The organism is Variovorax sp. V15 (assembly GCF_041154425.1).
In the GTDB taxonomy this organism is placed as follows: Bacteria; Pseudomonadota; Gammaproteobacteria; order Burkholderiales; family Burkholderiaceae_C; genus Variovorax; species Variovorax guangxiensis.
This window is the reverse complement of sequence record NZ_AP028659.1, coordinates 6,443,857-6,466,378: the sequence shown is the minus strand read 5'-3', so window position 1 is coordinate 6,466,378 and position 22,522 is coordinate 6,443,857. Positions and strand designations below refer to the sequence as shown.

Sequence of the window (22,522 nt, the reverse complement as noted above, 5' to 3'; positions counted from 1 at the left end):
ATGGACAACAACGACAACGCCCTCCGCCAGACCGTCGAGCGCATCCGCACCGCTGCAGCCGACGCTACCCCGCTGTGCATCCGGGGAGGCGGCACCAAGGATTTCTACGGCGAGGCGCCGCAGGGCGAACTGCTCGACATGCGGGCGCTCGCCGGCATCACGAGCTACGAGCCGAGCGAGCTGGTCGTCACCGTGCGCGCGGGCACGCCGCTGGCCGAGCTCGAAGCGGCGCTCGCCGAGAAGGGCCAGTGCCTGCCGTTCGAGCCGCCGTGCTTCGCAAGCGGCGGCACGGTGGGCGGCATGGTTGCAGCGGGCCTCAGCGGCCCGGCGCGCGCCAGCGTTGGCTCGGTGCGCGACTACGTGCTCGGCGCCACGCTGGTCAACGGCCGCGGCGAGCTGCTGAGCTTCGGTGGCCAGGTGATGAAGAACGTCGCGGGCTACGACGTCTCGCGCGTGCTCGCCGGCTCGCTCGGCACGCTGGGCGTGATCGCGGAGGTCAGCCTCAAGGTGCTGCCGGTGCCGCCCGCCGAGGCCACGCTCGAATTCGCCTGCAGCCAGGCCGATGCGCTGCGGCTGCTCAACGAGTGGGGCGGCCGGCCGCTGCCGCTGAACGCGAGCTGCTGGTTCGAATATGCCGGTGCTGGCGCGCTCTACCTGCGGCTGCGCGGTGCGGTCGCCGCCGTCGAAGCCGCGTGCGAACACCTGGGCGGCGAGCGCAAGGACAACACGCGCGCCGCCGCCGACTGGCAATCGCTGCGCGACCAGCAGCTGCCCTGGTTCGCCATCGGCGAGGGGCCCGACGCGCTGTGGCGCGTGTCGGTGCCGCAGACCGCGCCCGTGCTCTCCATCGACGGTGCCGCGCCGCTGATCGAATGGCACGGCGGCCAGCGCTGGTACAAGGCGCCGCCCTCGCAGGCTGCGCGCATCCGCGAGATCGCGCGCGCGGCGGGCGGCCACGCCACGCTGTTCCGGCTGCCGGGTTCGGGCATGTACGAAGGGGTGCCGCGCTTCGATGCGCTGAGCGCGCCGGTCGAGCGCATCCAGCGCGCGCTGATGCGCGAGTTCGATCCGCATGGCATCTTCAATCGCGGCCGCCTGCTGAGCGCCAACTGAGAACAAGAACGCAAGACATGCAAACCGAGCTCGCTCCCGAATTCAAAGGCACCGACGAAGGCCGCGAGGCCGAGGCCATCCTGCGCAAATGCGTGCACTGCGGCTTCTGCACCGCCACCTGCCCGACCTACCAGCTGCTCGGCGACGAGCTCGACGGCCCGCGCGGGCGCATCTACCTCATCAAGCAGGTGCTCGAAGGCAAGACGCCCACGCGCAGCACGCAGTTGCACCTGGACCGCTGCCTCACCTGCCGCAACTGCGAGAGCACCTGCCCGAGCGGCGTGCAGTACGGCCACCTGGTCGACATCGGCCGAAAAATCGTCGACGAGAAGGTGCCGCGCCCCGCGATGGAATCGGCCCAGCGCTGGGTGCTGAAGGAAGGCCTGCCGTCGCCGCTCTTCGGCCCTGCGATGAAGCTGGGCCAGTCGGTGCGCGGCCTGCTGCCCGATGCGCTGAAGGCCAAGGTGCCTGAGAAGCAGGATGCCGGCGCTTGGCCCACCGCCACGCATGCGCGCAAGGTGCTGATGCTCGCGGGCTGCGTGCAGCCGTCGATGATGCCCAACATCAACAGCGCCACCGCGCGCGTGCTCGACGCGGCCGGTATCCAGGCCGTGATCGCGCCCGAGGCCGGCTGCTGCGGTGCGGTGAAGTTCCACCTGAACGACCAGGAGGGCGGCAAGGCGCAGATGCGCGCCAACATCGACGCGTGGTGGCCCTACGTGGAGCGCAACGAGGTCGAGGCCATCGTCATGAATGCATCCGGCTGCGGCGTCACCGTGCGCGAGTACGGCCACATCCTGCAGCACGACGCGGCCTATGCGCTGAAGGCTGCGCGCATCAGCGAGCTCACGCGCGACCTCAGCGAGCTGCTGCCCGACCTCGTGCCTGCACTCAAGGCCCGCGTGAAGGCGCCCGAGGGCGTGGTGGCCTACCACCCGCCTTGCACCCTGCAGCATGGCCAGAAGCTGCGCGGCGGCGTCGAGACGCACCTGCGCGCGCTGGGCTTCGACATGCGCGTGGCGATGAACGAATCGCACCTGTGCTGCGGCTCGGCCGGCACGTACTCGGTGCTGCAGCCCGAGCTGGCCTATCCGCTGCGCGACCGCAAGCTGGGCCACCTGAAGCAGCTGCGCCCGGTGGCGATCGCCTCGGCCAACATCGGCTGCATCACGCACCTGCAAAGCGGTAGCGACGACACGCCGGTACGGCATTGGGTCGAGCTGCTGGACGCTGCACTGCGGCAAAAGGCCTGAACGCAGGCGCCATCGGACAAGCAGGAGGGGGTTGGTCCGACTCGCGCGGGGCCGGTTCGGGGCGCATCATGGCTGCATCGAACCTGCAAGGAGCCAGTGCCATGCCTCGTGTTCTCGCACCTTCCATTCCTTACATTCCTTCCATTTCCGCCTCGCTGCGGGTCGTGCTGCTGGCCTGCGCCTGCGCGGCCGGCGCCACCGCCGCGCAGGCCCAGGGCGCCATGCCGCCCTGGCAGGGCGCGGGCCCGGCGCGCTACGTGTGCGGCGGCATCGGCTCCGACGAATCGACGGCCATGCGCGCCGCGATGAAGGAACATCCGCTCGCGCTGCTGTTCGCTCGCGCCGATGGCGCTTACCTGGCGAACGTCGACGTGACGATCAAGGGCGGCGACGCCGGCAATGCCGCCGCGCTGGCGTTCCGCGCGAGCGGCCCGGTCTGCCTGGTCGACGTGCCGAACGGACGCTACGTGATCGACGTCGCGGCGCCCGGCGGCGCCACCAAGAGCCAGGCCGTGACGGTGGGCGGCGGGCCGAAGACGGCCGATTTCAGGTTCTGAACAGGCCGGAGATCGAAGGCGCTCAGGCGGCGGCCAGCGCTGCCTCGACGTCGCGCTCGAGCGAGGCCGGCGTGTCCAGCGGCGCGTAGCGCTTGAGCACCGTGCCGTCGCGGCCGATGAGGAACTTCGTGAAGTTCCACTTGATGGCCGTGCTGCCCAGCAGGCCCGGCTTTTCCTTCGTGAGCCACTGGTAAAGCGGCGCTGCGTTGCTGCCGTTGACGTCGATCTTCTCCATCATCGGAAAGCTCACGCCGTAGTTCGTGGTGCAGAAGGCGCCGATCTCCTCGTTGGTGCCCGGGTCCTGCCCGCCGAACTGGTTCGAGGGAAAGCCCAGCACGGTGAGGCCCTTGCCGGCGTACTTCTCGTGCAGCGCCTCCAGCCCCGCGAACTGCGGCGTGAAGCCGCACTTGCTGGCGGTGTTGACGATCAGCAGCACCTTGCCCTTGAAGGCGGAAAGCTTGACCGGCTTGCCGTCGATCAGGTTGGCTTCGAAGTCGTAGACGCTGGTCATGCTGTGTCCTCGTCAGGAAGGAGAAGAAGAGGCGCGATCATCGCGCCGAGCGGGCGTTCGCGCAAACGCCGCCCAGACGGCGCCCAGCACGATCAGTGCACCGCCCACGAGGATGCGCGGGTCCATCTCGGCTGCGCCCAGCGCCACCGAAGACACGCTTGCGAACAGCACCTCCGACAGCATGATCACCGAGGTCGCGGAGGCCGTGAGCCGCGCCGCGCCGTACTGCAGGCACACGTTGGCGAAGACGAAGGCCGTGCCCAGCAGCGCGGCCCAGCCGAGCCAGCCCGGCGAGGCGCGCAGCGGCGAATCGAACACGCCCAGCGCGGTACCGATCAGCGCCGCGACGCCGGCCACGAAGGTGCAGCCGCAGAACATCGCCAGCGCGCGCGATTCGCCCGGCGCCTCGCGCAGGTGGCGCAGCGCGATGTTGGTGACGGCGAAGCCGAAGCCCGCTGCCACGCCCAGCCAGTCGGGCAGGCTCGAAGGCACGGGCCAGTCGGTGCCGGGCGCCTTCAGCACCACCGCCACGCCGGTGAGCGCGAGCGCCACGCGTGCCAGCGCGCCGCCGGTGGGCCGCTCGCCGAGCAGCAGCCAGGCCAGCAGCACACTCCACAGCGGCATCAGGTAGAACAGCAGCACAACGCGCACCACATCGCCCTGCGTGACAGCCCAGTTGAAGCCCACGTTGGTGAAGCCGGCCGCCAGGCCCAGCACCACCAGCATCGGAAAGGCCGCGAAGCCCTTCCACGCATGCCGGCGCAGCATGCCCATCAGCACGGCGATGGCCAGGTAGATCAGGCAGGTGGTCCACAGCGGATGCAGCCCGTGGCCCGCGATCTGGCGGAAGGGAAACCAGGACACGCCCCAGACGAAGGCGTTCAGTAGCAGGGCGAGTGCTGGCATGGTGGCGGAGTTTTCGTGGGGCACCGAGGAACCGGCTTTGCCGGGCCTCCGGTGTCGCCCCCGGCGAGGGGGTTGGCGCAGCGACACGAAGTGCGCGCAGCCTGGGGGAGGTCAATGATGTTTATCGCTACGGGCAATAGCCAGCAGGTGCTCCACTTCCTCGGGATATTTCTTGAGGTTGTTCTCGTGCCAGCGCTTGATGATCCACATGCAGCCGGCCACCACGAGGCCGAAGGCGCTGATGGCACCGTAGGCCGAGAGGCCGAGGCCCGTGCACACGCTGTAGAAGCCGCCCAGCAGAAGGATGCAGGCCTGCTCGTTGAAGTTCTGCACCGCGATGGAGCGGCCCGCGCCCATCAGGTTGTGGCCGCGGTGCTGCAGCAGCGCGTTCATCGGCACCACCAGGAAGCCGCCCAGGCCGCCCAGCAGGATGAGGAAGGGCACCGCCAGCCACACGTTGCCGATGAAGTTCATGCAGATCACCATCAGGCCCATCGCGATGCCCATGGGGATCACGCGAGTGGCCATGTCCAGGCGCATGCGCATCGAGGCGACGATGGCGCCCACGGCGGTGCCGATGGTCACCACGCCGGTCAGCGCAGAGGCCTGCGTGGTGTTGTAGCCCAGCGCCAGCGACGCCCATGCCAGCACGATGTACTTGAGGTTGCCGCCCGCGCCCCAGAAGAGGGTGGTGGTGGCCAGCGAGATCTGGCCGAGGCGATCGCGCCACAGGCGCGCGTTGCAGTGCCAGAAGTCGGGCAGCAGCGCCGCGACATTGCGCAGCAGGCCTTGTTCGGGATTGGCGCGCAGCGGGCGCATCTCGACGCCGGTGTGCGGGATGCGCGTGTTGAACCAGGCCGCCAGCATGTAGACGAAGATCAGCACCGCGAGGGCTGCTTCGGCCGGCGTGTCGATGCCGGTGTCGATGAGCGGGAGGTCGAAGGCCAGCAGCTTGCTGGAGACCGCATGCCCCACCAGCGCGCCGCCGAGCACGATGCCCAGCAGGATCGACGCGATGGTCAGGCCTTCGATCCAGCCGTTGGCCTTGACCAGTTGCGAGGCCGGCAGCAGCTCGGTGAGGATGCCGTACTTGGCCGGCGAGTAGGCCGCGGCGCCCAGCCCCACGATCGAGTAGGACAGCAGCGGATGCGAGCCGAAGAGCATCATCACGCAGCCCAGCACCTTGATGGCATTGCTGATGAACATCACCTTGCCCTTGGGCAGGGCGTCGGCGAAGGCGCCCACCAGCGGGGCGAGCACCACATAGAAGACAGCGAAGATGGGCACCAGCGCCGCGCGTTGCCATTCGGGCGCGCCCGAACTGCGCATGAGGTCGACCGCAACAACGAAAAGCGCTTGGTCGGCCAGCGACGAAAAGAACTGGGCCGACATGATCGTGTAGAAACCGCGCTTCATCGATGGGCTGGCTGGCCAGAGGAATAGGTCTGCTGGCGGTAGTGAAAAAGTGTCGCGTAGAGGGCGAATGGGCGGTTATAGCACGGGGGTGCGACGCGCAATCCCGCATCCCCACCGTGTTCGACCCCATTCCCGAAGATGCTAAAACGTGGTCTGCATTGTCCCCGAGCTCCCACCGAGCCTTCTCCGGAAACCCTTCATGCCGCGCCCGATCCTCGCCACCGTCCACACCGAAGCCCTGCGCCACAACCTCGAGCGGGCGCGCCGCTCGGCCCTCGAAGCCCGCGTCTGGGCCGTCGTCAAGGCCAACGCCTACGGCCATGGCATCGAGCGGGTCTATGAGGGTTTGCGAGGCGCCGATGGCTTCGCGATGCTCGACCTGGCAGAGGCCGAGCGCGTGCGCGCCCTCGGCTGGCGCGGCCCGGTGCTGCTGCTGGAGGGCGTCTTCGAGGCCCGCGACCTGGAGCTGTGCTCGCGCCTCGATCTCTGGCACACCGTGCACTGCGACGAGCAGATCGACATGCTCGCCGCCCACAAGACCCTCAAGCCGCAACGCGTGTTCCTGAAGATGAACTCGGGCATGAACCGCCTGGGCTTCACCCCCGAGCGCTTCGGCTCCGCCTGGACCCGCCTCAACGCGCTCACCCAGGTCGACGAGATCTCGCTCATGACCCATTTCAGCGACGCCGACGGCGAACGCGGCATCGCCCACCAGTTGGAGGCCTTCGAGCGCGCCACCCGCGACCTGCCGGGCGAGCGCTCCATCGCCAACAGCGCGGCCACGCTGCGCCACGCCGACCTCACGCGCGGCGACTGGGTGCGCCCCGGCGTCATGCTCTACGGCGGCGCGCCCGACTTTCCCCAGCACGACGCGGCGCACTGGCAGCTGCAGTCCACCATGACGCTGTCGACCCAGCTCCTGTCGGTGCAGACGCTGCAGGCAGGAGACACCGTCGGCTATGGCTCCAACTTCACCGCCGAGGTCCCCATGACCATCGGCGTGGCGGCGGTCGGCTATGCCGACGGCTATCCGCGCCACTGCGGCACCGGCACGCCGGTGCTGGTGAACGGCGTGCGCACCCGCATGGTCGGACGCGTGAGCATGGACATGATCACCGTCGACCTCACCAACGTGCCCGACGCGAAGTTCGGCAGCGAGGTCACGCTGTGGGGCAGGTCGGCGAAGACCGGCGCCGTGCTGCCCATCGACGAGGTCGCCAGGGCCGGCGGCACCATCGGCTACGAACTGATGTGCGCGGTGGCGCAGCGCGTGCCGTTCGCCGACATGGCGGACGCTGCCTGAACACCCTGAAGCCGTGAAGATCCTTTCCAACTGGCGCTCCGTGCGTCTTTGGGAAACGCAGGTTGAGCGCGAGCTCCACCGCAAGTACAGCCTGCGCACGCACGGCATTCTCATCGGCAGCTTCACGCTGCTGCTCATGTGGGGCGTGTCGGCGCTGCAGATGCACCTGCTGCACGTCGATTCGCTCGCGGTGCGCTACTTCCTCACGCTGGGCGTGGGGTACCTGGGCTACCTGCTGGTGCTGCGCTGGTGGGCGAAGCGGCTGGTCGAGGAACGCGGGCTCGATCTCAACGTCGATGCGCCCGACTTCGAGTTCGGCGGCGGACGAGGCGGCAGCGGCTCGCACGGCCACACGGGCATCGGCGAAGCCCGGGGCGACGGTGGCGGCGGCAGCGGCAGCGGCCTCTCGGACATCGCCGGCGGCGCGCTCGACGTGGCCGGCGGCGCCGACGAGGGCGCGGTCGTCGTCATCCCGGTGATTGCCATCTTCCTGATCTGCGCCGCCATCCTGTTCGGCGCGGGCTCGCTGGTGTTGCTGTATTTCAGCTGGGACGCGCTGCTGGCCGTGGCCATCGAGATCGCCTTCTCCTACGTCTCGGCTCGCGCCGCGGTGCGCGTGGCGCGCGAGGGCTGGCTCATGGCCGCCGTGCGGCTCACCTGGAAGCCGCTGCTTGGCGCGGTAATCTGCGCGGTGGCGCTGGGCGCGCTGCTCGACCACTTCATGCCGCAGGTCAACTCCCTGCCCGAGGCCGTGCGCGTCCTGCTGAAGAAGCACTGAGCGCGCCCATCAGGTGATCGACCAGCGCCCTGCACTTGGGCGCCATGAAACGGTTGGGCGGGTGGAGGATGTAGGCGTGCCCCTGGTAGTTGCCCCGGTACTCCCAGCCGGGAAGCACGCGCACCAGGCTGCCTGCGGCCAGAGCCTCGCGCGCGACGAAGGCCGGCACCACCGCCACGCCCAGGTCCGCCAGCGCGCCTTCGAGCCGCACTTCGCTGTGGTTGGAGACGTAGCGGCCGCGCACGATGATTTCCGTCTCCTCTTTCTCTCCTTTCTTGCCGAACCGCCAGTGGTTGTCCCGCTCGTGCTCGCCCAATGACAGGCAGCTGTGCGCCGCAAGGTCGCCCGGGTGCTCGATGGCCGCATGCGCCGACAGGTAGCGCGGAGAAGCGCAGAGGATGTGCCCCACCGGCATCAGCCGTCGCGCCACCAGGCCCTCGGGCGGCTTCGTCGTCAGCCGCACCACCAGGTCGACGCCCTCGCGGATCGGGTCGACGTCGCGGTCGGCCACGATGAGCTGCACGTCCACCTCGGGATAGCGCCGCAGGAACTCGAGGATGTGCGCGTGCAGCACGCGACGCGCAAAGGCCTTGGGCGCGCTGATGCGCACCAGCCCGCTGGGCCCGGCCGCGAACTGCTCGCCGATCTCCATTGCGCCCTGCGCCGCCAGCACCAGCTCGCGGCAGCGCGCGAAGGCCTCGGCGCCGGGCTCGGTCAGCCGCAGCTGGCGCGTGGTGCGCTGAAGCAGCTGCACGCCGATCTCCTTTTCGAGCCGCTTCACCTGCCGGCTCGCGGCCGACGGCGTCATGCCCAGCAGGTCGGCCGCTGCCGAGAAGCTGCCCAGCTCGGCGACCCGCACGAAGGTCACCATCTCCGGCAGCACCTTGAGAAATGAATTCGTTCCCACCACGCAATAGTCCTGTTCCGGCCGACGGCTGTGCGGCCCGGGTGCTGCCCGGAACAATTTCCTGCCCGGCGGATGTACCGGGTTTGTTTGAAATGTTCACGAACGGCGCAGGCGGAGTATGGATTCAAAGCGGAACAACAAGCTGGCGGGCATCGGCCTCGCCGAAGTCATGCTGCTGCTCGTGGCGGCGGTGTGGGGCGGCAGCTACGCGGTGGCCAAGCAGGCGACGCAGCAGTTGCCCGTGCTGGAATTCATCGCGCTGCGCTTCGGCCTGACCTTTCTGGTGCTGCTGCCCGCGCTGAGGCCACTCTTCGGCGCCGGGGCGCGGCGGGGCCTCGCGGTAGGCGGCCTGCTCGGCGCGAACCTGCTGGCCATCTTCGTGTGCGAGACCTTCGGCGTGTCGCTCACCACCGCCAGCAACGCCGCCTTTCTCATCAGCCTGTGCGTCGCGCTCACGCCTTTCGTCGAATGGTGGCTGCTGGGCCAGCGGCCGGCGCGGCGCATGTTCTGGGCGGCCGGCCTCTCGGCGCTGGGCGCGGCGATGCTGTCGGCCACCTCGCCCGCAGAGCTCTCGGTGGGCTGGGGCGACGGCCTGATGGTGATCGCCGCCTTCCTGCGCGCAGTGATGGTCTGCATGACGCGGCGCCTCGCCGGCCAGCACGCGATGCCCGCGCTGACGCTGACGGCTGTGCAGTCGGGCGTGATGGCCCTCGGCGCGGCGCTGCTCGCGCTCGCCGCCTCGCCAGCCGGCGGCGCGTGGCACATGCCGCCTGCCACCGCTTCGTTCTGGTGGGGCATGGCGTACCTCGTGCTGCTGTGCACCGTCTTCGCCTTCTTCGCGCAGAACCACGCCGCCTCGCGCTCGAGCCCGAGCCGGGTGTCGCTGCTCATGGGCAGCGAGCCGGTGTTCGGCGCGCTGATCGCGGCCTACGGCTTCGGCGAACGCATCGGGCCATGGGGGTGGGCGGGGGGCTTGCTGATCGTCGGTGCGGCGTTGTGGGTGACGATGCCGGTGAGGGAAAGGGCGGGCCGCGCCGCCGTCGGCGATACCGCCTGAGGCCGCGGCCACAGGCTGTGTCATGCTCGCGCCGATGGACGACGACTTCTCCGTGCCCTCGGGCGCTCACACGCTGCGCGGCACGATCACCGGCAACGCCGCGGGCGATGCACCCCGGCTGCTCGCGCTGCACGGCGGCGGCCAGTCCTCGCGGCGGGGCATCCAGTACCTTCTTGCGGGGCTCGCGCGCGCAGGCCTGGCCAGCGCTGCCTTCGATTTCTCCGGCCATGGAGAAAGCACCGGTCAGGTCGAAGGCTCCAGCCTGAACGGGCGCGTGGCGCAGGCGATGGCGGTGGCCGGGCATGTGGCGCCGGGGCGGCGGCTTTCCCTGATCGGCACGAGCATGGGCGGGCACGTCGCGTGCTCCCTCGTCGAGCGGCTGCGGCCGCCTGCGCTGATGCTCTTCTGTCCGGCTGCCTACGTGGCCGAGGCACAGGACGCGCCCTTCGGGCCGAGCTTCCAGGGCATCCTGCGCTCGACCGTGGACTACGCGAGTTCGCCGGCCTTCACGGCGCTCGAGAGCTACGAAGGCCGCCTGCTGCTGGTGTACGGATCGGAGGACGCGGTGATTCCCGCGCAGGTGCTGGCCCAGTACGAGCGCAGGGCCCGCAGGGCGAAGTCCGTCGAAGTGGTGCGGCTCGAAGGCGCGGGGCACAAGCTGCACGACTGGCTGCAGGCCCATCCGCGTGACCATGAACGCGTGCTCGGAGCCATGCTGCGAGCGCTGGAGGCCGTGCCTGCCGGCTGATCAGGAAGCGGCGCGGAATGCCTCGGGCGCAGCCAGCTGCCGGTTCAGTTGTCCCAGCGCCAGCAATTCATCGTCCGCGCAGAGGATGGCGAAGGCGCGGTGCTTCTCTCCGAAGCTCATGACGGGCCCCGAGTGGTGCAGCGATCGGTGGTTGAAGGCCACCACGTCGCCCGGGTCGACCTCGTAGCCCACGATGTCGAAGGCGCCGCGGTTGGACTCGATGTCGGGCAGCTCGATGGCCGGCGCTTCACCGGACTGGCCTGCGATCCGGTAGCCCGTCTTCCACAGGTGCGAGCCGCGCACCACTTCCGGCGCGGTTTCGCGCGGCATGTGGTCCACGGGCATCCACAGGTGGACGATGCGGTGGCTGTCGGCCAGGCCGCAGGACATGTCCTGGTGCCAGGGTGTTGCGGTCGCGGCGCTCACGTCCTTGTCGAAGAGCAGCTGGTCGCAGATCCAGCGCAGCCGCCGGGTCACGGTGAGCTGGCCGGCGATCTCGCTGGCACCCGATTCGGACACCACGCGCTGCAGCAGGCCGTCGCGGCGCTGCTCGATGCCGTCGCGCGCCAGCTCTATCCACCCGGGCGAGACGATCCCGCGCAGGCACACGACGCCGTCCCGCAGGAACCGGAGGCGCTCGTCGAAGCTCACGCCGCGAAGCAGTGGGTTGCTCATCAGGATCTCCTCGTCCGGCGCCGGCCCTTCGGGCATCAGGCGCGTTGCTCCCCTTTGTTCCCATCCACCCCGCTCGCCCGCACCAGGAAGAGCAGCCAGCCGACCATCAGCGCGGCCATGCAGGCGAAGCCCCAGGTCATGGCGTGGATGGTCTGGATGTAGGAGACGGGCCGTCCGGCAGCGAGCATCGCGGCAGCGAACACCACGGCGCCGACCACCGAGCACAGCAGCAGGGCGCCGGGTTTCGAAGCGGCCCTGAAGCCGGTGCGCAGGCACATGGTCAGGCCGAAGATCGCGGGCGCGTAGAAAAAGGGCGAGAAGTCCATGTCCCTGTAGTTCGCGCCGAAGGCCAGCACCACGAGGTGCGGCCCCAGCAGGCCCAGCGCCACGCCCACGGCCTCGGCGACCAGGAAACCGAGCAGCACGAAGCCGGTGAAGTCGCGAAAGGACTTCTTCCTCTGCGCTGCGTCCGCCGACTTCCAGCTGGCCGCCAGCTGCGGCAGCAGGTAGTAGCCCAGCGCCGACAGCACGTACTGCATCGGCAGCAGGAAGGTGATGTAGATCTTGAGCAGGCCGCCCTGCTCGGCATCGGCCGAGGAGCCCAGCAGCAGGATGGCGCCGCCGGTCATGATCCAGCTCATGAACTGCGAGAGGCTGGCCTTCCAGCCGTAGGCCATCGATTCACGCGTCGTCAGGCCCCGGTCGTCCTTCGCGGCCGGCAGCGGAAGAACCGTGTGGCGCGTGTTCGCGAGCACCAGGTAGAGAAACGGAAGCTGCAGCACGGAAACCAGCAGTAGGGCCTCCTTCCAGCTCGCGGGCCGTTCGGCGTTCAGCACGACGACATAGCCGATCGCGATCAGCGCGCCCGAAACGCAGAGCACGCCATAGCGCCGCCCCGCGAGCAGCAGGCTGCGCGAGATCCAGAAGATCTCGTAGCCCACGATCAGCGCCACGCCCACCCACTGCAGCTGCCCCGGGAACGCGGCGATCTGCCACGCGAGGAAGCCCAGCAGCGAGAACAGCACAACCAGCGCCCACGTCAGCCACGCCGTGGAGCGGTCGGCGTAGTAGCGCCGGATGAGCAGGGGCTCGTGCACCATGGCCATGTGCAGGATGTACTGGAAGCTGATCACCGCGAGGAACGCGGAGGCCACGCCGAAGTCGGCGGGCGAGAGCACGCGCGCCAGCGCGAAGCTGAGCAGCAGCTGGCTGGCGCTGTAGATGCACTGGTCGGCAACGGCATAGATGGGACCGCCGAGGCGTTTCCTGAGTCCTGACAGTCGCTGCTTCATCCACCTAGCCCGAGATGGAAAGCAGGACCGGACTGGAGGTCGCCTTCACGGTGAAGCCCTCACCCGAACGGCTGCCGCAGCTGCCTTCGCGCATCTGCGGGAAGAAGTCGACGCGGGTGCACTTCGCGCCGGCGCCCGCGGGCACCGACACGCTCTGCTGCGCACCCTGCGTCCAGACCACGTGCAGCATCGATTCGCCACGGCGCAGCACCAGCCGGCTCGCGCCGCGCGCGTCGTCGTAGGACACCTTCTGCGAGTGCCGCGCGATCTTCAGGAACTCGGTGAGCGCCGAGTAGGCCTCCTTCTTCTCGCCGGCCTTCGACTTGATGCCGAAGTTGTCTTCCTTCGAGAAGTACGACTGGCCGCGGTCGCGCCACGAATAGAGGTTCAGCAGCTTGATGCCGGCCGCGGCGTTGATCAGGTACTCCCTGAAGATCAGCGACGCCTGCGCGCCCTGGTTGCGCACGGGCATGTACGAGGCGTAGCCCCATTCGGAGGCGACGATGCCGGTCTTGTTCAGCTGGCGGCGGTCGAGCTGCGCGCGCAGCTTCTGGTAGTCGGCCAGTGCGGTCTCGGGCACGGAGCGGTAGGGGTGGATGGAGATGTCCGTCAGGCAGTCGCTGCGCGCGGCCGAGACGAAGGCATCTTCCAGCTCCGAGGGCACCTTCCCCGCACTGCCGCCGACGAAGGGCAGCTTCGCGAAGCCGAAGCCGACGATGATGTCCGGGCGGATCTGCTGCTGCGCGAGCTTCTCGCACAGCGCCGACGAGGCGGCGCCGAAGTCCGGCACCAGGGCGGGCTGCAGGAAGGTCTTGTTGTCGGGCTCGTTCCACACTTCCCAGACCGCGACGTCGGCCGAGTGCGCCTTGATGAACCCGGCCGCGAAGTCGGCGAAGCGGCTCTCCTTGCTGGCGGTGTCGCCGCCCCCGCCGCTGCGCATGTCGCCGGGCTCGTGGCCCCAGATCTCCTTGCCGCCGAAGAGCGTCACGATGGCGTTGAGCTTCGCCTTGCGCACACGCTGGATCAGCTTCGGATAGTCGGTCATCGCGGGGTTCACGCTCTTGATCGGCGGACGCACGCCGAAGCGCACGAACTCGAAGCCGGCGGCGCGGATCTCGTGCAGGTCCTCGTCGGTGATGGTCGCGGGGTCGATCTGCACGCTCAGCGAAACCGGGTATTCGGAGCTCAGGGTGCCGATGCCTCGCGCGTGGGCCGGGCCGATCGGCGCTGCGGCGAAGAGCAGGGCGCCCAGCAGGCTGGTGATGGTCTTCTTCATGGCAGTACCGACTCCTTGTACAGATCGACGATGGCGGTGTTCATGCGCTGCGAAGTGAACTTCTCCTCGAAGATCCTTCGCCCGGTCCGGCCCATCTGGCGCAGGGTCTCGACGGGCATGCGGTCGATCTCGCGCAGCATCTGGTCGATGTGCTCCAGCTCGAAGAGCCGGCCGCTGCGATCGTTCTCGACGATGTCCACGAGGCCGCCGACGGCGGACGCGAAGACGGCCTTGCTCCTGGCCATGGCCTCGACCGCGACGAGGCCGAAGCCCTCCCAGCGCGAGGGCACGACGATGGCGTCGCAGGACTGGTAGACCGCATCCAGCGCGTCCTTCTCGAGCCAGCCCTTGAACTCGACCCGCTCGGGCTGCGCGAGCTGCAGGTCCTTGCGCACCGCGTCGCCGACCACGATCAGCCTGAAGTCGGGCCGCACGCGGGCGTAGGCGTCGAGCAGCAGGTCGATGCCCTTCTGGCGGTCGAGCCGGCCGACGAACAGGATGGTCCGCGGCGCGGGCTTGCCGGCATCCGCAGGCGGCGGCTCGAAAGCGGGGGCTGGCGCCGGGTTCACCGAATCGATGCCGTTGGGAATGCAGGTGCAGCGCCTGATGCCCGATTCGGCAGCGATCCGCACCTCGTGGCGGCTGATGCAGATGATGGCGTCGCTGCGCGAGGACAGCAGCCGCTCGATCCAGCGGTAGGCCGACTTCTTGTAGCTCGACGCCGCCTGGTCGAAGGCCCAGCCGTGCGAGCAGTAGACGATCTTCACCTCGCGCGGTATCTGGCCCAGCAGCGCCATCGAGCGCACGATGCCGCCGGCGATCGAGCTGTGCAGGTGCAGCACCGAGGGCCGCTCCGACTCGATGATCTTCTTCACCCGCTTCGCATAGCCCACCAGCGAGAGCGGGCTGCGCGCGGTGGGCACCACGTGCGCGCTCTCGGGGCCCAGCCAGTCGACCTGCCCGGGCAGGATGAACTTCACCTGGCTGATCTCCGGCGAGTTGCGCTGGAAGTTCGAGACGATCCGGAGATAGGTCTCCAGCCCGCCCTTGAGCGTTTCCGCGACGTGCAGGACTTTCATGGCTTCTTCGCTCCTGGCTGCTCAGATCATTGCGTGGGTGCCGGCGATGACTTCGGCCTGGAGCTCGTCCAGCCGGCGCGGATCGTTGCGTTCCCGAAGCAGGTTCAGGACGGATGCCTTCAGCTCGTCGTGGCGCGGCGATAGGCCGAACAGGAACTCGGTGCGGTTCGTGAGCCGGAAGAAAGACTCGACCTTCTTGTCCCAGTTCATGCCGATGGACGGGATGCTCAGGCTGTAGGCGACGATGTTCGCGTGCAGCCGGTGCGCCGCGATGCAGGAGCAGGCACTGATCAGCGTGACCAGGTCGTCGGGGCGCCTCGGCACGGCGAAGGAGAAGTCGTCCGCGGCGGCGGTGCGCTCGGAGATCTCGGCGAGCACCCGGTTGTCTTCCGCCGCGCCGTTCGTGAAGTACAGCACCCGCGCGCCCTCGGCCCGCAATGCCTGCGCGAGGCCCGAGAAGAATTCGGCCGAACCGCCGGCTCGCTTGCCCCCGTATTCGGAATTCATCACCAGCGCGTCGAGGCTGCTGACGCAGATGCCCACGTCCCACTTCTTCTCGGGGGAGAGTTCTTCCGAGAAGGCGCTCGCGCAGACCAGCGCCGGATCGGGCACCACGTTGATGCGGCTGCGCGGAATGCGGAAGAAGGCGTGCAGGTTGTTCGCCGAATCCACGTCGCGCGTCGCGTAGAAGACCGGCGCGGCGTTCTTGAGGAACTTGCCGACGAGCCACTGTCCCCAGTAAGACCATTTGCCGGTGACGCCGACCGACACCACGGCCACCCTCTTTCCGCGCAGCAGCCGGCCCAGGAAGAAGAGTTTCGACGGGAAATTCAGCGCCACGTCGCAGAAGAGCTGCCCGCCGCCGATCAGCACCAGGTCGGCATCGGCCACCGCCGCCTGCCATTGCCTGCGCCAGCTCAGCAGGTAGTTCTTCAGGCAGTAGGCGAAAACGATTGCCGAACGCAGCAGCGAAGGCAGCTTCTGGAAGACGCCGAAGGCGCCGCCGCCGCGCAGGTTGGATTCGTCGAAGGCCACGCGCCCGGCGATGTCGAGGAACTCGACCTTCGCGTCGGGATACTTCATGGCCGCGATATGGGCCAGCGAGGCCGCGATGACCCCGTCGCCGAGGTTGTCGCTGAACGGCACCGCGCAGATCAGGATCTTTTTCATCTTTGAATACCCCGAATAAGCCTTTTATTTCCCGCGACCTTGATGGCGATCAGATAGAGCATCACGGAGGTCAGATGCCGGGTGAAACTGCCGAGGTCCGGTTCGAAAATCAATTGAACGAGGATGTGCGCGACGAAAAGACTTCCGAAGAAGCGTGGCTCGAATTGCGTCGGATCGCGCTTCGACCATCGCCGCGCCTTGTAGAGGATGATCAGCATCGCCGCGATCATCAATTGCATGAATGCGTCGCTAGGTGTCTGGAAATAGAGAACGGGCGTGATCAGCACCGTCGCGGCGTACACGTAATTCACCAGAAAGCCCGGGCCGGTGGCGGGCGAGGCGATATTGGTGAAGGCCGTGCGGTTGTCGCTGCCGATCTGCTCCGCATAGGCATTGGAGGTGTCGCGCGGCGACTGCAGCGTCTGCAGGATATTGGAGGGTGCCGCCATGATCGCGCCGGCAGCCAGGATTGCCGCCAGGAAATGGTATTTGAGCGGCCGCCGCCAGAGATAATGAACGGCGAAGAATGCGCCGACGATCAGCAAATAATAATTCCGGACGAAAACTCCGTAGATTGCGTATAGGCCGAGAAATGCGCCGACGGTGAGAAATCTGGAGGTGCGGAAATAGATCGTCGTCACCGTGATGCACATGGTCATGATGAGTACCACCGTCTCCTTCGACGGTGCGAACATGTTCAGCATGATGCAAGGCGCGATCAGCAGCAGCCTGGAGAAGAAATCGCCCGCCCGGCGGATATTGCGTGTCGCGAAGAAAAGAAATATCGCGCTGCTGATGCAGGTGAAAACGTCGAGATTGTCCGACCCGATGATGCTGAAAAGCGCGGCCGTGACGGCGAACGAATTGTCCATTTCGTCCGTTCCGCCGTAATTCAGGATCTCGAGGATCTTCGCCGAGTCCACGCTCCATTTCTCGGGGAGCATTTCCCGGAAATACGCATAGATGATCACGTAGACGAACACGATCAGCACCCCGGCAACGGAGTACTGGTTGAAGCGGCGCGTGCCCCTTCTTCCTGTCGTTGTCGTCGCGGGTGCCCGTGCCGGCGCCGCCGGAGCGGGAATGGCGTGGCTCATCGGCATGTGGATTCCGATCCGATCAATTCCAAAGCGAAAGAAGTTCTGTCCGGCCCGGTGGCGTGGACTTCATGAAAGGCGTACTCCGGCCGGCGCGGCCGGAGCCGGTCACCCGGGACCGGCGGTGGAATTCACCGCGACCCGTGACCGGCGGCAACCACCCAGATGGTTCTGAAGAAGATGTCCACGTCCTTCCCGACGGAAAGGGTTTCGACATACCTCACGTCTAGCGCGACGCGCGCGTTGTAGGTCAGCTGGTTGCGCCCGCTGACCTGCCAGAGGCCGGTGATGCCGGGCCGCACGGCGCAGTAGTGCGACCAGCTGTGGCCGTAGAGCTCCTTCTGCTCCAGCATGCAGGGGCGAGGGCCGATCAGGCTCATGTCGCCCACCAGCACGTTCCAGAATTGCGGCAATTCGTCGAGGCTGGTCTTGCGGATGAATTTGCCGAAACGGGTGATGCGCGGATCGTCGTCCAGTTTCTGGTATTCGTCCCATTGGCGGCGCGCCTCGGGATTGTTCTTCAGGTGCTCTTCCAGCACCTGCGCCGAATTGGCGATCATCGAGCGGAATTTGTAGAAGCGGAATACGCGTCCGTTCTTCCCGTACCGCGGCTGGTAATAGAGCACCGGTGCTCCCGAACTCGCGAAGACGCAAAGTCCGAGCAATACGAAAAGCCAGCCGAATGCGATGAAGAAAAAAAGAGCGGCGCCGATGTCCACCGATCTTTTCGCGACCTTCAGCAATGGGGAATGGTTGATTCCGGATTGCGATCCGCCGCGGGACATTTCGGCACCTGCGTCGGCAAGGTCCCAGCCCTGCGGTACGAGCGATTCTTCGGGATGGAGATTTCCCATGGGATTTTTCCATCCGGGTTTGAAGCGCGACAAGATTTCCCGTCGAAATGCTTTCATTTTTGACGCACCTTTCCTCATGCGGGCAATTGCCCGCAGATCCTCGGTTATGGCCCTTTGTTTTTGGCCGACACTACCCGCACAAATGCCTCTTTAGCGTCTGCAATGCAGAAACTATTGCGCGGCCAAATGACTCGATGAAGGCAGTACCAATGAATTAAAGATCATTTGTAGTGCCTTTTTATGCTGAATACTATTTGAGTATTTAATCGATGCGGGAGGTTGGAGGCCCACCGCATGATTTTGAATTTAACTCCAATTCAGGCGGTCTAAGTGGAATCCCTGTTGGTATTGTATGTGTATTGCAACTGCTTGTAAGCGCCGTATTTGTAACCCCCGCTTCCAGCGTGGCGGCGGCTTAAATCAATAGCATTCAGAATTACGCCATTTACCGTTCTGCCCGCATGGGCGAGCCTTCTGACGGTTTCATTCAATTCGCCGAGCTGGGTTTTCTCGGCGCGCGCCACCAGCAGCAGGGTGCTCGCCAGCGGCGCCACCGAGGCGGTGTCGGCGGCCACCAGCACCGGGGCGGTGTCGATGACGACCAGGTCGTACAGCGGCGAGAGCTGTTCCAGCACCTGAACGAAGGACTCGCTGGTGAGCAGCTCCGCCGGATTCGGCGGCAGCACCCCCGTCGTCATGATGTCCAGGTTGGGCAGCACGCCAGGGCGGATGGCCTGCTTGAAGTCCAGCGTGCCGGCGATCAGCTCCGACAGGCCGGATGAGCGCGGAATCGAGAAGAACTGGCTGACCCGGCCCTTGCGCAGGTCGGCGTCGATCAGCAGCACTCGCTTGCCGGTGGCCGCGGTGATCGCCGCGAAGTTGACCGAGACGAAGGTCTTGCCAACGCCGGGTGTCGCGCCCGAGATGAGCAGCCGGTTGTTGGTCGCCTCCAGCATCGCGAACTGCAGCGCGGTGCGCAGGCTGCGCAGGCTTTCCACCGCCGGGTCTTCCGGCTGCAGGTGCGCCAGCACGTGCTTGCCGGCCACCTTGTTCTCGATGTTCCTGTCGATGGTGCGCTGCGCGGCGCTCAGCGGAACGCTGCTGTAGACGTTGAGGCCGGTATGGCTCTCGATCTCGGCCGGATTGCGGATGCCGCCGAAGAAGGAACTCCGCGCGACCGCCGCGCCGAAGCCGGCGGCCAGCCCGAGGATCGCCGCCAGCGCGATCACCAGCGGCCGCTTCGGCCACACCGGCTCTTCCGGAACGATGGCCTCGTCGAGCAGGCGCACGTTGCCGACCTTGCCTTCCTTGGCCAGCCGCATCTGCAGCGAGCTGTTGAGCAGCGACACGTAGAGGTCGGTGTTTACCTTGATGTCGCGCTGCATGCGCACCGTGTTCTGCTGCAGCTCGGGCATCTTGCGGATGCGCGCGTCGACTGTGGCGAGCGCGCTCTTCCATGCGGCGACCTGCGCGTCGAGCGTCTGCACGTTGGGGTGCTCGTTCGTGAAGCGCGACGTGAGCTCGCGCCGCTTCTGCTCGGCCTCCAGCAGCTTGGACTGCAGGTCGACCGTCTGCGTCAGCGCGTTCTTCGCCTCGTCGTCGAGGCTGACGGTGCCGTTCTGGTTGCGGTAGCGGTTGTAGATGTCTTCCGACTGCTCCAGCTGCTTCTTGAACTGCGGCAGCGCGCCGTCGAGGAAGCCCAGCGTCTTCTCGGCCTCGGCGGCCTTGCGCTCCATGTTCTGGCGCACGTAGAGCCGGCCGATCTCGTTGAGCAGCTGCGTGAGCTTCTCGGGGTCGGGGTTCTTCCAGCTCACGTCGAGCACGCCCGACTGCTTGCCCTTCTCGACGACCTTGAGCGCGTCCTGCAGCGCCAGCAGCGTGAGCTGGCTGGACGAGCGCACGAGCACGAACTGCGCGCCGGGCCTGGCCTCGATGCTGGTGACCATCAGGCTCAGGCTGCCGTTGGGAACGCCCGGCACCTTGGCCTCGAGCAGCGTGCCGACGCGGCCCTTCATCGGCGTGTCGATGTCGGGGTTGCCCAGCTCGTATTGGCCGTCGGTGCCCAGGGTCAGCGTGAACTGCTTGTCCTCGAAGTCGGCGGGCACGTCGAACCTGGGCACGAGGATCTTCTCGGTGCCCGTCACGTAGCCGGACAGGCCCATGAAGCCGGGGTCGGACAGCTCGGTGGCGCGGCGTGCGAGCCAGCTCCCCACGAAGGGCGCGTAGCGCGGCCGCGCGCTGATGTAGAGCTTGGTGTTCTCCACCGCCTTGCCGAGGATGGCGCGCGAGCGCAGGATCTCGATTTCGCCCGCGGCCGGCGTCTTCACGCTCAGCAGGGAGGAGGCTGCGTCGCCCAGGAAGCTTCCGGCCGAGTTGCCGGTGTCTTCCACCTGCACGGCGACGTTGCCTTCGTAGACCGGCTTGCCGAGAAAGGCGTACGCCGTGCCCAGCAGCACGGCGACGAGCGCGATGGCCGCGACCAGCCAGCGGTTGTCGATCAGGATGTCCAGGTACTCGGCCAGGTTGATGCCATCGCCATCCTCTTCCATGGCTTGCAGCGGCAGCGCGGCTTGCTGGGGTGCGTTCATGTCGGTTGCTGCTCGGGTTTCGTGATTTTCAGAATGCGGTCGATCCACGCGCGCGCGCCGGCATCGATCAGCGCCAGGGCGTGCTCGAACGCGGCCTCGTCCTTTCCGTAGGGGTCGGGCACGTCGTGCCCCTCGAACTCGGCGATGCGGAACACCTTGCCGCGCACGAAGGGATAGGTCGACTCGAGGTAGCGGCGCTGGTCGCGGTCCATCACCAGGATCAGGTCGGCCTGCCGGCACAGCAGCTGGCTCACCTGCTGCGCGACGTGGCCCGAGATGTCGACGCCGCGCTCATGCATGAGCTTGCGCGCGGTGGCGTCCGCAGGCCGGCCGACGAGCGCGCCGGTGCCCGCGGAGAACACGCGCAGCCCCGGCAGTCCTGCTGCGAGCAGGCCTTCGGCCATGGGGCTTCGGCAGATGTTGCCGATGCAGACGGTCAGCACGGATCTCATCGGTGGTTCATGTAGACCTGGTCGGTGTTGTAGAGCGCCTGCGTCGCCGGCAGGATCAGGCTGGCCACGCGGTTCCAGGTGACCAGCGGCACGGAGTCGATGTAGACCACGTCGCGCGGCTGCAGCGGAAAGCGGTCGGCCAGCGCGAGCGCGGCTGGGTTCTTCGCGTTGAGATGGAAGATGGCCGGCGTGCTCCTGGCACTGCCGGCGTCATTGCTGCCGCCGCCGGTGTTGCGCACGACATAGATCTGCCCCGTGTTGGCAGTGCCCAGGTTCGCGCCGCCGGCTTCACCCAGCGCCTCGCTGAGGCTGAGCCTGCCGTTGTGCATGGTCAGCGCGGAAGGCTTGAGCACTTCGCCGGTCACGAACACCTTGCTCTCGTCGCGGTTGCGCACCTGCACCACGTCGCCGCTGTGCAAGGGGATGCGGCTGGCGCCGACGCCGATGTCCTGCAGCTTCGGCAGGTCGATGAGCGTGGTCTTGTCGCCGCGCGTGAGCGTGATGAACGAGCGGTCGCCGGCGGCCGTGATGCCGCCCGCGCGGTTGAGTGCCTCGGCCAGCGTCATCGGCACGTCGGTGAAGATCTGCAGCCCCGGCGAGTTCACCTCGCCTTCGACGAAGGCGCGGCGGCTCCTGAAGGACTGGATGCGCACCGTCACCTGCGGGTCCTTGATGTACCTGGCGATCTGCCTGGCGATGAGGTCGGAGGCCTCGATCTCGGTCAGGCCCTGCATCTTCACGCGCCCGATGTACGGGAAGCTGATCTGCCCCGAGGCGTCGACGATGAAGCCGGGCGCCACGCTGATGCCGGTGGGATCCACCTGCTGGGAGATCACCGCACCGGCGTGGGGCAGCAGCTCCGGATGGTCGTAGACGACGACGCCCACCACGTCGCCGGGCCCGATCGTGTAGACCGGCGCCTCGCCGAACAGCGCCTTCACGTCCGGCGGCACCGCCGTCGGCCGCGCATCGGCCATCGCCCGGATGAGACCAGGCGAGATCGGCACCAGCCCCCCTTCGGCCGGCATGCCGTCGGCCGACAGGGCCGGCGCCGGACTCTGGTCGGGCTCGTAGGCCACCACCGAGCCGAAGCCCGGCGCGCAGCCCTGAAGCGCCAACGCCCCGGCGAGGGCGGCACTCCAACCCGTCAGGTACAGGTAGCGTGACAAATGGAACTCCATTGCGAACTTGGTTATTTCAATAACTGCGATTGCCCATGCAAAGCCCGAGCCTGATTTGCGTCGATTGCGCCGGTTAATTCTTTTTATTGAGGAAGAGTTAATCCGGGCATCGGCGATTTATCGGCGAGCCAGCGAGAGCGCGAATTGTCGCTGCCTTCGCAAGGCGACTTTTTGGTGGAGTAGACGCAAATGACGTGTCTATTCGTGCGTCGACCACGCCATGCACAGGGTTATGCGGAGGCGAGTTGCCCGCAGCCCTGTTTTCACTGGGGAAAGGGGGGGCGGAATGCCTGTTTTTCAGGCACTCCG

21 protein-coding genes are annotated in these 22,522 nt (G+C 67.2%); 7 read left to right on the top strand and 14 right to left on the bottom strand.

Annotated elements, in window-relative coordinates; all coding sequences use genetic code 11:
* The 3 genes from glcE to ACAM57_RS30565 all read left to right on the top strand — a co-directional run bounded on the left by glcE (position 1) and on the right by ACAM57_RS30565 (position 2,923).
* Positions 1 to 1,113: a glycolate oxidase subunit GlcE gene (gene glcE, locus ACAM57_RS30575; RefSeq protein WP_369660038.1), complete on the top strand. Its 1,113-nt coding sequence runs from the start codon at positions 1 to 3 to the stop codon at positions 1,111 to 1,113.
* Between the two features lie 17 nt (positions 1,114 to 1,130).
* Positions 1,131 to 2,366, top strand: a complete 1,236-nt coding sequence (glcF, locus tag ACAM57_RS30570) for a glycolate oxidase subunit GlcF (RefSeq protein ID WP_369660037.1) — start codon at positions 1,131 to 1,133, stop codon at positions 2,364 to 2,366.
* 101 nt (positions 2,367 to 2,467) lie between these two features.
* Positions 2,468 to 2,923 (top strand): carboxypeptidase-like regulatory domain-containing protein, encoded by a 456-nt coding sequence (locus ACAM57_RS30565; RefSeq protein WP_369660036.1) that lies wholly within the window; start codon positions 2,468 to 2,470, stop codon positions 2,921 to 2,923.
* A gap of 22 nt (positions 2,924 to 2,945) precedes the next feature.
* Here ACAM57_RS30565 and ACAM57_RS30560 read toward each other — a convergent pair whose 3' ends face one another.
* From ACAM57_RS30560 to lplT, 3 genes are all read right to left on the bottom strand, one after another.
* Positions 2,946 to 3,434: a glutathione peroxidase gene (locus ACAM57_RS30560; RefSeq protein WP_369660035.1), complete on the bottom strand. Its 489-nt coding sequence runs from the start codon at positions 3,432 to 3,434 to the stop codon at positions 2,946 to 2,948.
* A 12-nt stretch (positions 3,435 to 3,446) separates the two neighbouring features.
* Entirely contained in the window at positions 3,447 to 4,340 is an 894-nt protein-coding gene (locus tag ACAM57_RS30555) for a DMT family transporter (protein WP_369660034.1), read from the bottom strand.
* Between the two features lie 111 nt (positions 4,341 to 4,451).
* The gene (lplT, locus tag ACAM57_RS30550; protein WP_126022459.1) at positions 4,452 to 5,756 is read right to left on the bottom strand and encodes a lysophospholipid transporter LplT; all 1,305 of its coding nucleotides are present in this window, start codon (positions 5,754 to 5,756) and stop codon (positions 4,452 to 4,454) included.
* 199 nt (positions 5,757 to 5,955) lie between these two features.
* On the opposite strand from lplT, the gene alr reads away from it, so the two are divergent.
* Both alr and ACAM57_RS30540 read left to right on the top strand, forming a co-directional pair.
* Entirely contained in the window at positions 5,956 to 7,059 is a 1,104-nt protein-coding gene (alr, locus tag ACAM57_RS30545; RefSeq protein ID WP_369660033.1) for an alanine racemase, read from the top strand.
* Between the two features lie 13 nt (positions 7,060 to 7,072).
* On the top strand, positions 7,073 to 7,837 hold the full coding sequence (locus tag ACAM57_RS30540; protein WP_369660032.1) for a hypothetical protein: 765 nt from the start codon (positions 7,073 to 7,075) through the stop codon (positions 7,835 to 7,837).
* Here ACAM57_RS30540 and ACAM57_RS30535 read toward each other — a convergent pair.
* Positions 7,791 to 8,744: a LysR family transcriptional regulator gene (locus tag ACAM57_RS30535; RefSeq protein ID WP_369660031.1), complete on the bottom strand. Its 954-nt coding sequence runs from the start codon at positions 8,742 to 8,744 to the stop codon at positions 7,791 to 7,793. The genes ACAM57_RS30540 and ACAM57_RS30535 overlap by 47 nt on opposite strands.
* Before the next feature lie 118 nt (positions 8,745 to 8,862).
* On the opposite strand from ACAM57_RS30535, the gene ACAM57_RS30530 reads away from it, so the two are divergent.
* Both ACAM57_RS30530 and ACAM57_RS30525 read left to right on the top strand, forming a co-directional pair.
* Positions 8,863 to 9,801, top strand: coding sequence for a DMT family transporter (locus ACAM57_RS30530; RefSeq protein ID WP_369660030.1), 939 nt, complete (start codon positions 8,863 to 8,865; stop codon positions 9,799 to 9,801).
* Positions 9,802 to 9,823: 22 nt separating this feature from the next.
* Positions 9,824 to 10,549 carry an alpha/beta hydrolase gene (locus tag ACAM57_RS30525; protein WP_369660029.1) on the top strand — a complete coding sequence of 242 codons (726 nt, stop codon included), beginning with the start codon at positions 9,824 to 9,826 and terminating at the stop codon, positions 10,547 to 10,549.
* On the opposite strand, the gene ACAM57_RS30520 is transcribed toward ACAM57_RS30525, so the two are convergent.
* The 10 genes from ACAM57_RS30520 to ACAM57_RS30475 form a co-directional block, all read right to left on the bottom strand.
* Positions 10,550 to 11,224 (bottom strand): phytanoyl-CoA dioxygenase family protein, encoded by a 675-nt coding sequence (locus ACAM57_RS30520; RefSeq protein WP_369660028.1) that lies wholly within the window; start codon positions 11,222 to 11,224, stop codon positions 10,550 to 10,552. It lies immediately after the preceding gene.
* Between the two features lie 35 nt (positions 11,225 to 11,259).
* Positions 11,260 to 12,516 carry a lipopolysaccharide biosynthesis protein gene (locus tag ACAM57_RS30515; RefSeq protein ID WP_369660027.1) on the bottom strand — a complete coding sequence of 419 codons (1,257 nt, stop codon included), beginning with the start codon at positions 12,514 to 12,516 and terminating at the stop codon, positions 11,260 to 11,262.
* Positions 12,517 to 12,520: 4 nt separating this feature from the next.
* On the bottom strand, positions 12,521 to 13,792 hold the full coding sequence (locus ACAM57_RS30510) for a hypothetical protein (protein WP_369660026.1): 1,272 nt from the start codon (positions 13,790 to 13,792) through the stop codon (positions 12,521 to 12,523).
* The gene (locus ACAM57_RS30505) at positions 13,789 to 14,871 is read right to left on the bottom strand and encodes a glycosyltransferase (RefSeq protein ID WP_369660025.1); all 1,083 of its coding nucleotides are present in this window, start codon (positions 14,869 to 14,871) and stop codon (positions 13,789 to 13,791) included. Before ACAM57_RS30505 ends, ACAM57_RS30510 begins: the two co-directional genes overlap by 4 nt.
* A gap of 21 nt (positions 14,872 to 14,892) precedes the next feature.
* Positions 14,893 to 16,041: a polysaccharide pyruvyl transferase family protein gene (locus ACAM57_RS30500; RefSeq protein WP_369660024.1), complete on the bottom strand. Its 1,149-nt coding sequence runs from the start codon at positions 16,039 to 16,041 to the stop codon at positions 14,893 to 14,895.
* On the bottom strand, positions 16,038 to 17,138 hold the full coding sequence (locus ACAM57_RS30495; RefSeq protein ID WP_369660023.1) for a hypothetical protein: 1,101 nt from the start codon (positions 17,136 to 17,138) through the stop codon (positions 16,038 to 16,040). Before ACAM57_RS30495 ends, ACAM57_RS30500 begins: the two co-directional genes overlap by 4 nt.
* Positions 17,139 to 17,269: 131 nt before the next feature.
* Complete coding sequence (locus tag ACAM57_RS30490; protein WP_276312254.1) at positions 17,270 to 18,049, bottom strand: sugar transferase; 780 nt, start codon at positions 18,047 to 18,049, stop codon at positions 17,270 to 17,272.
* Between the two features lie 269 nt (positions 18,050 to 18,318).
* Positions 18,319 to 20,580: a polysaccharide biosynthesis tyrosine autokinase gene (locus ACAM57_RS30485; protein ID WP_369660022.1), complete on the bottom strand. Its 2,262-nt coding sequence runs from the start codon at positions 20,578 to 20,580 to the stop codon at positions 18,319 to 18,321.
* Positions 20,577 to 21,032: a low molecular weight protein-tyrosine-phosphatase gene (locus tag ACAM57_RS30480; RefSeq protein WP_126022450.1), complete on the bottom strand. Its 456-nt coding sequence runs from the start codon at positions 21,030 to 21,032 to the stop codon at positions 20,577 to 20,579. The genes ACAM57_RS30485 and ACAM57_RS30480 overlap by 4 nt, the downstream gene beginning before the upstream one ends.
* Entirely contained in the window at positions 21,029 to 22,213 is a 1,185-nt protein-coding gene (locus tag ACAM57_RS30475) for a polysaccharide biosynthesis/export family protein (RefSeq protein WP_126022449.1), read from the bottom strand. Before ACAM57_RS30475 ends, ACAM57_RS30480 begins: the two co-directional genes overlap by 4 nt.
* Positions 22,214 to 22,522: the final 309 nt, after the last annotated feature.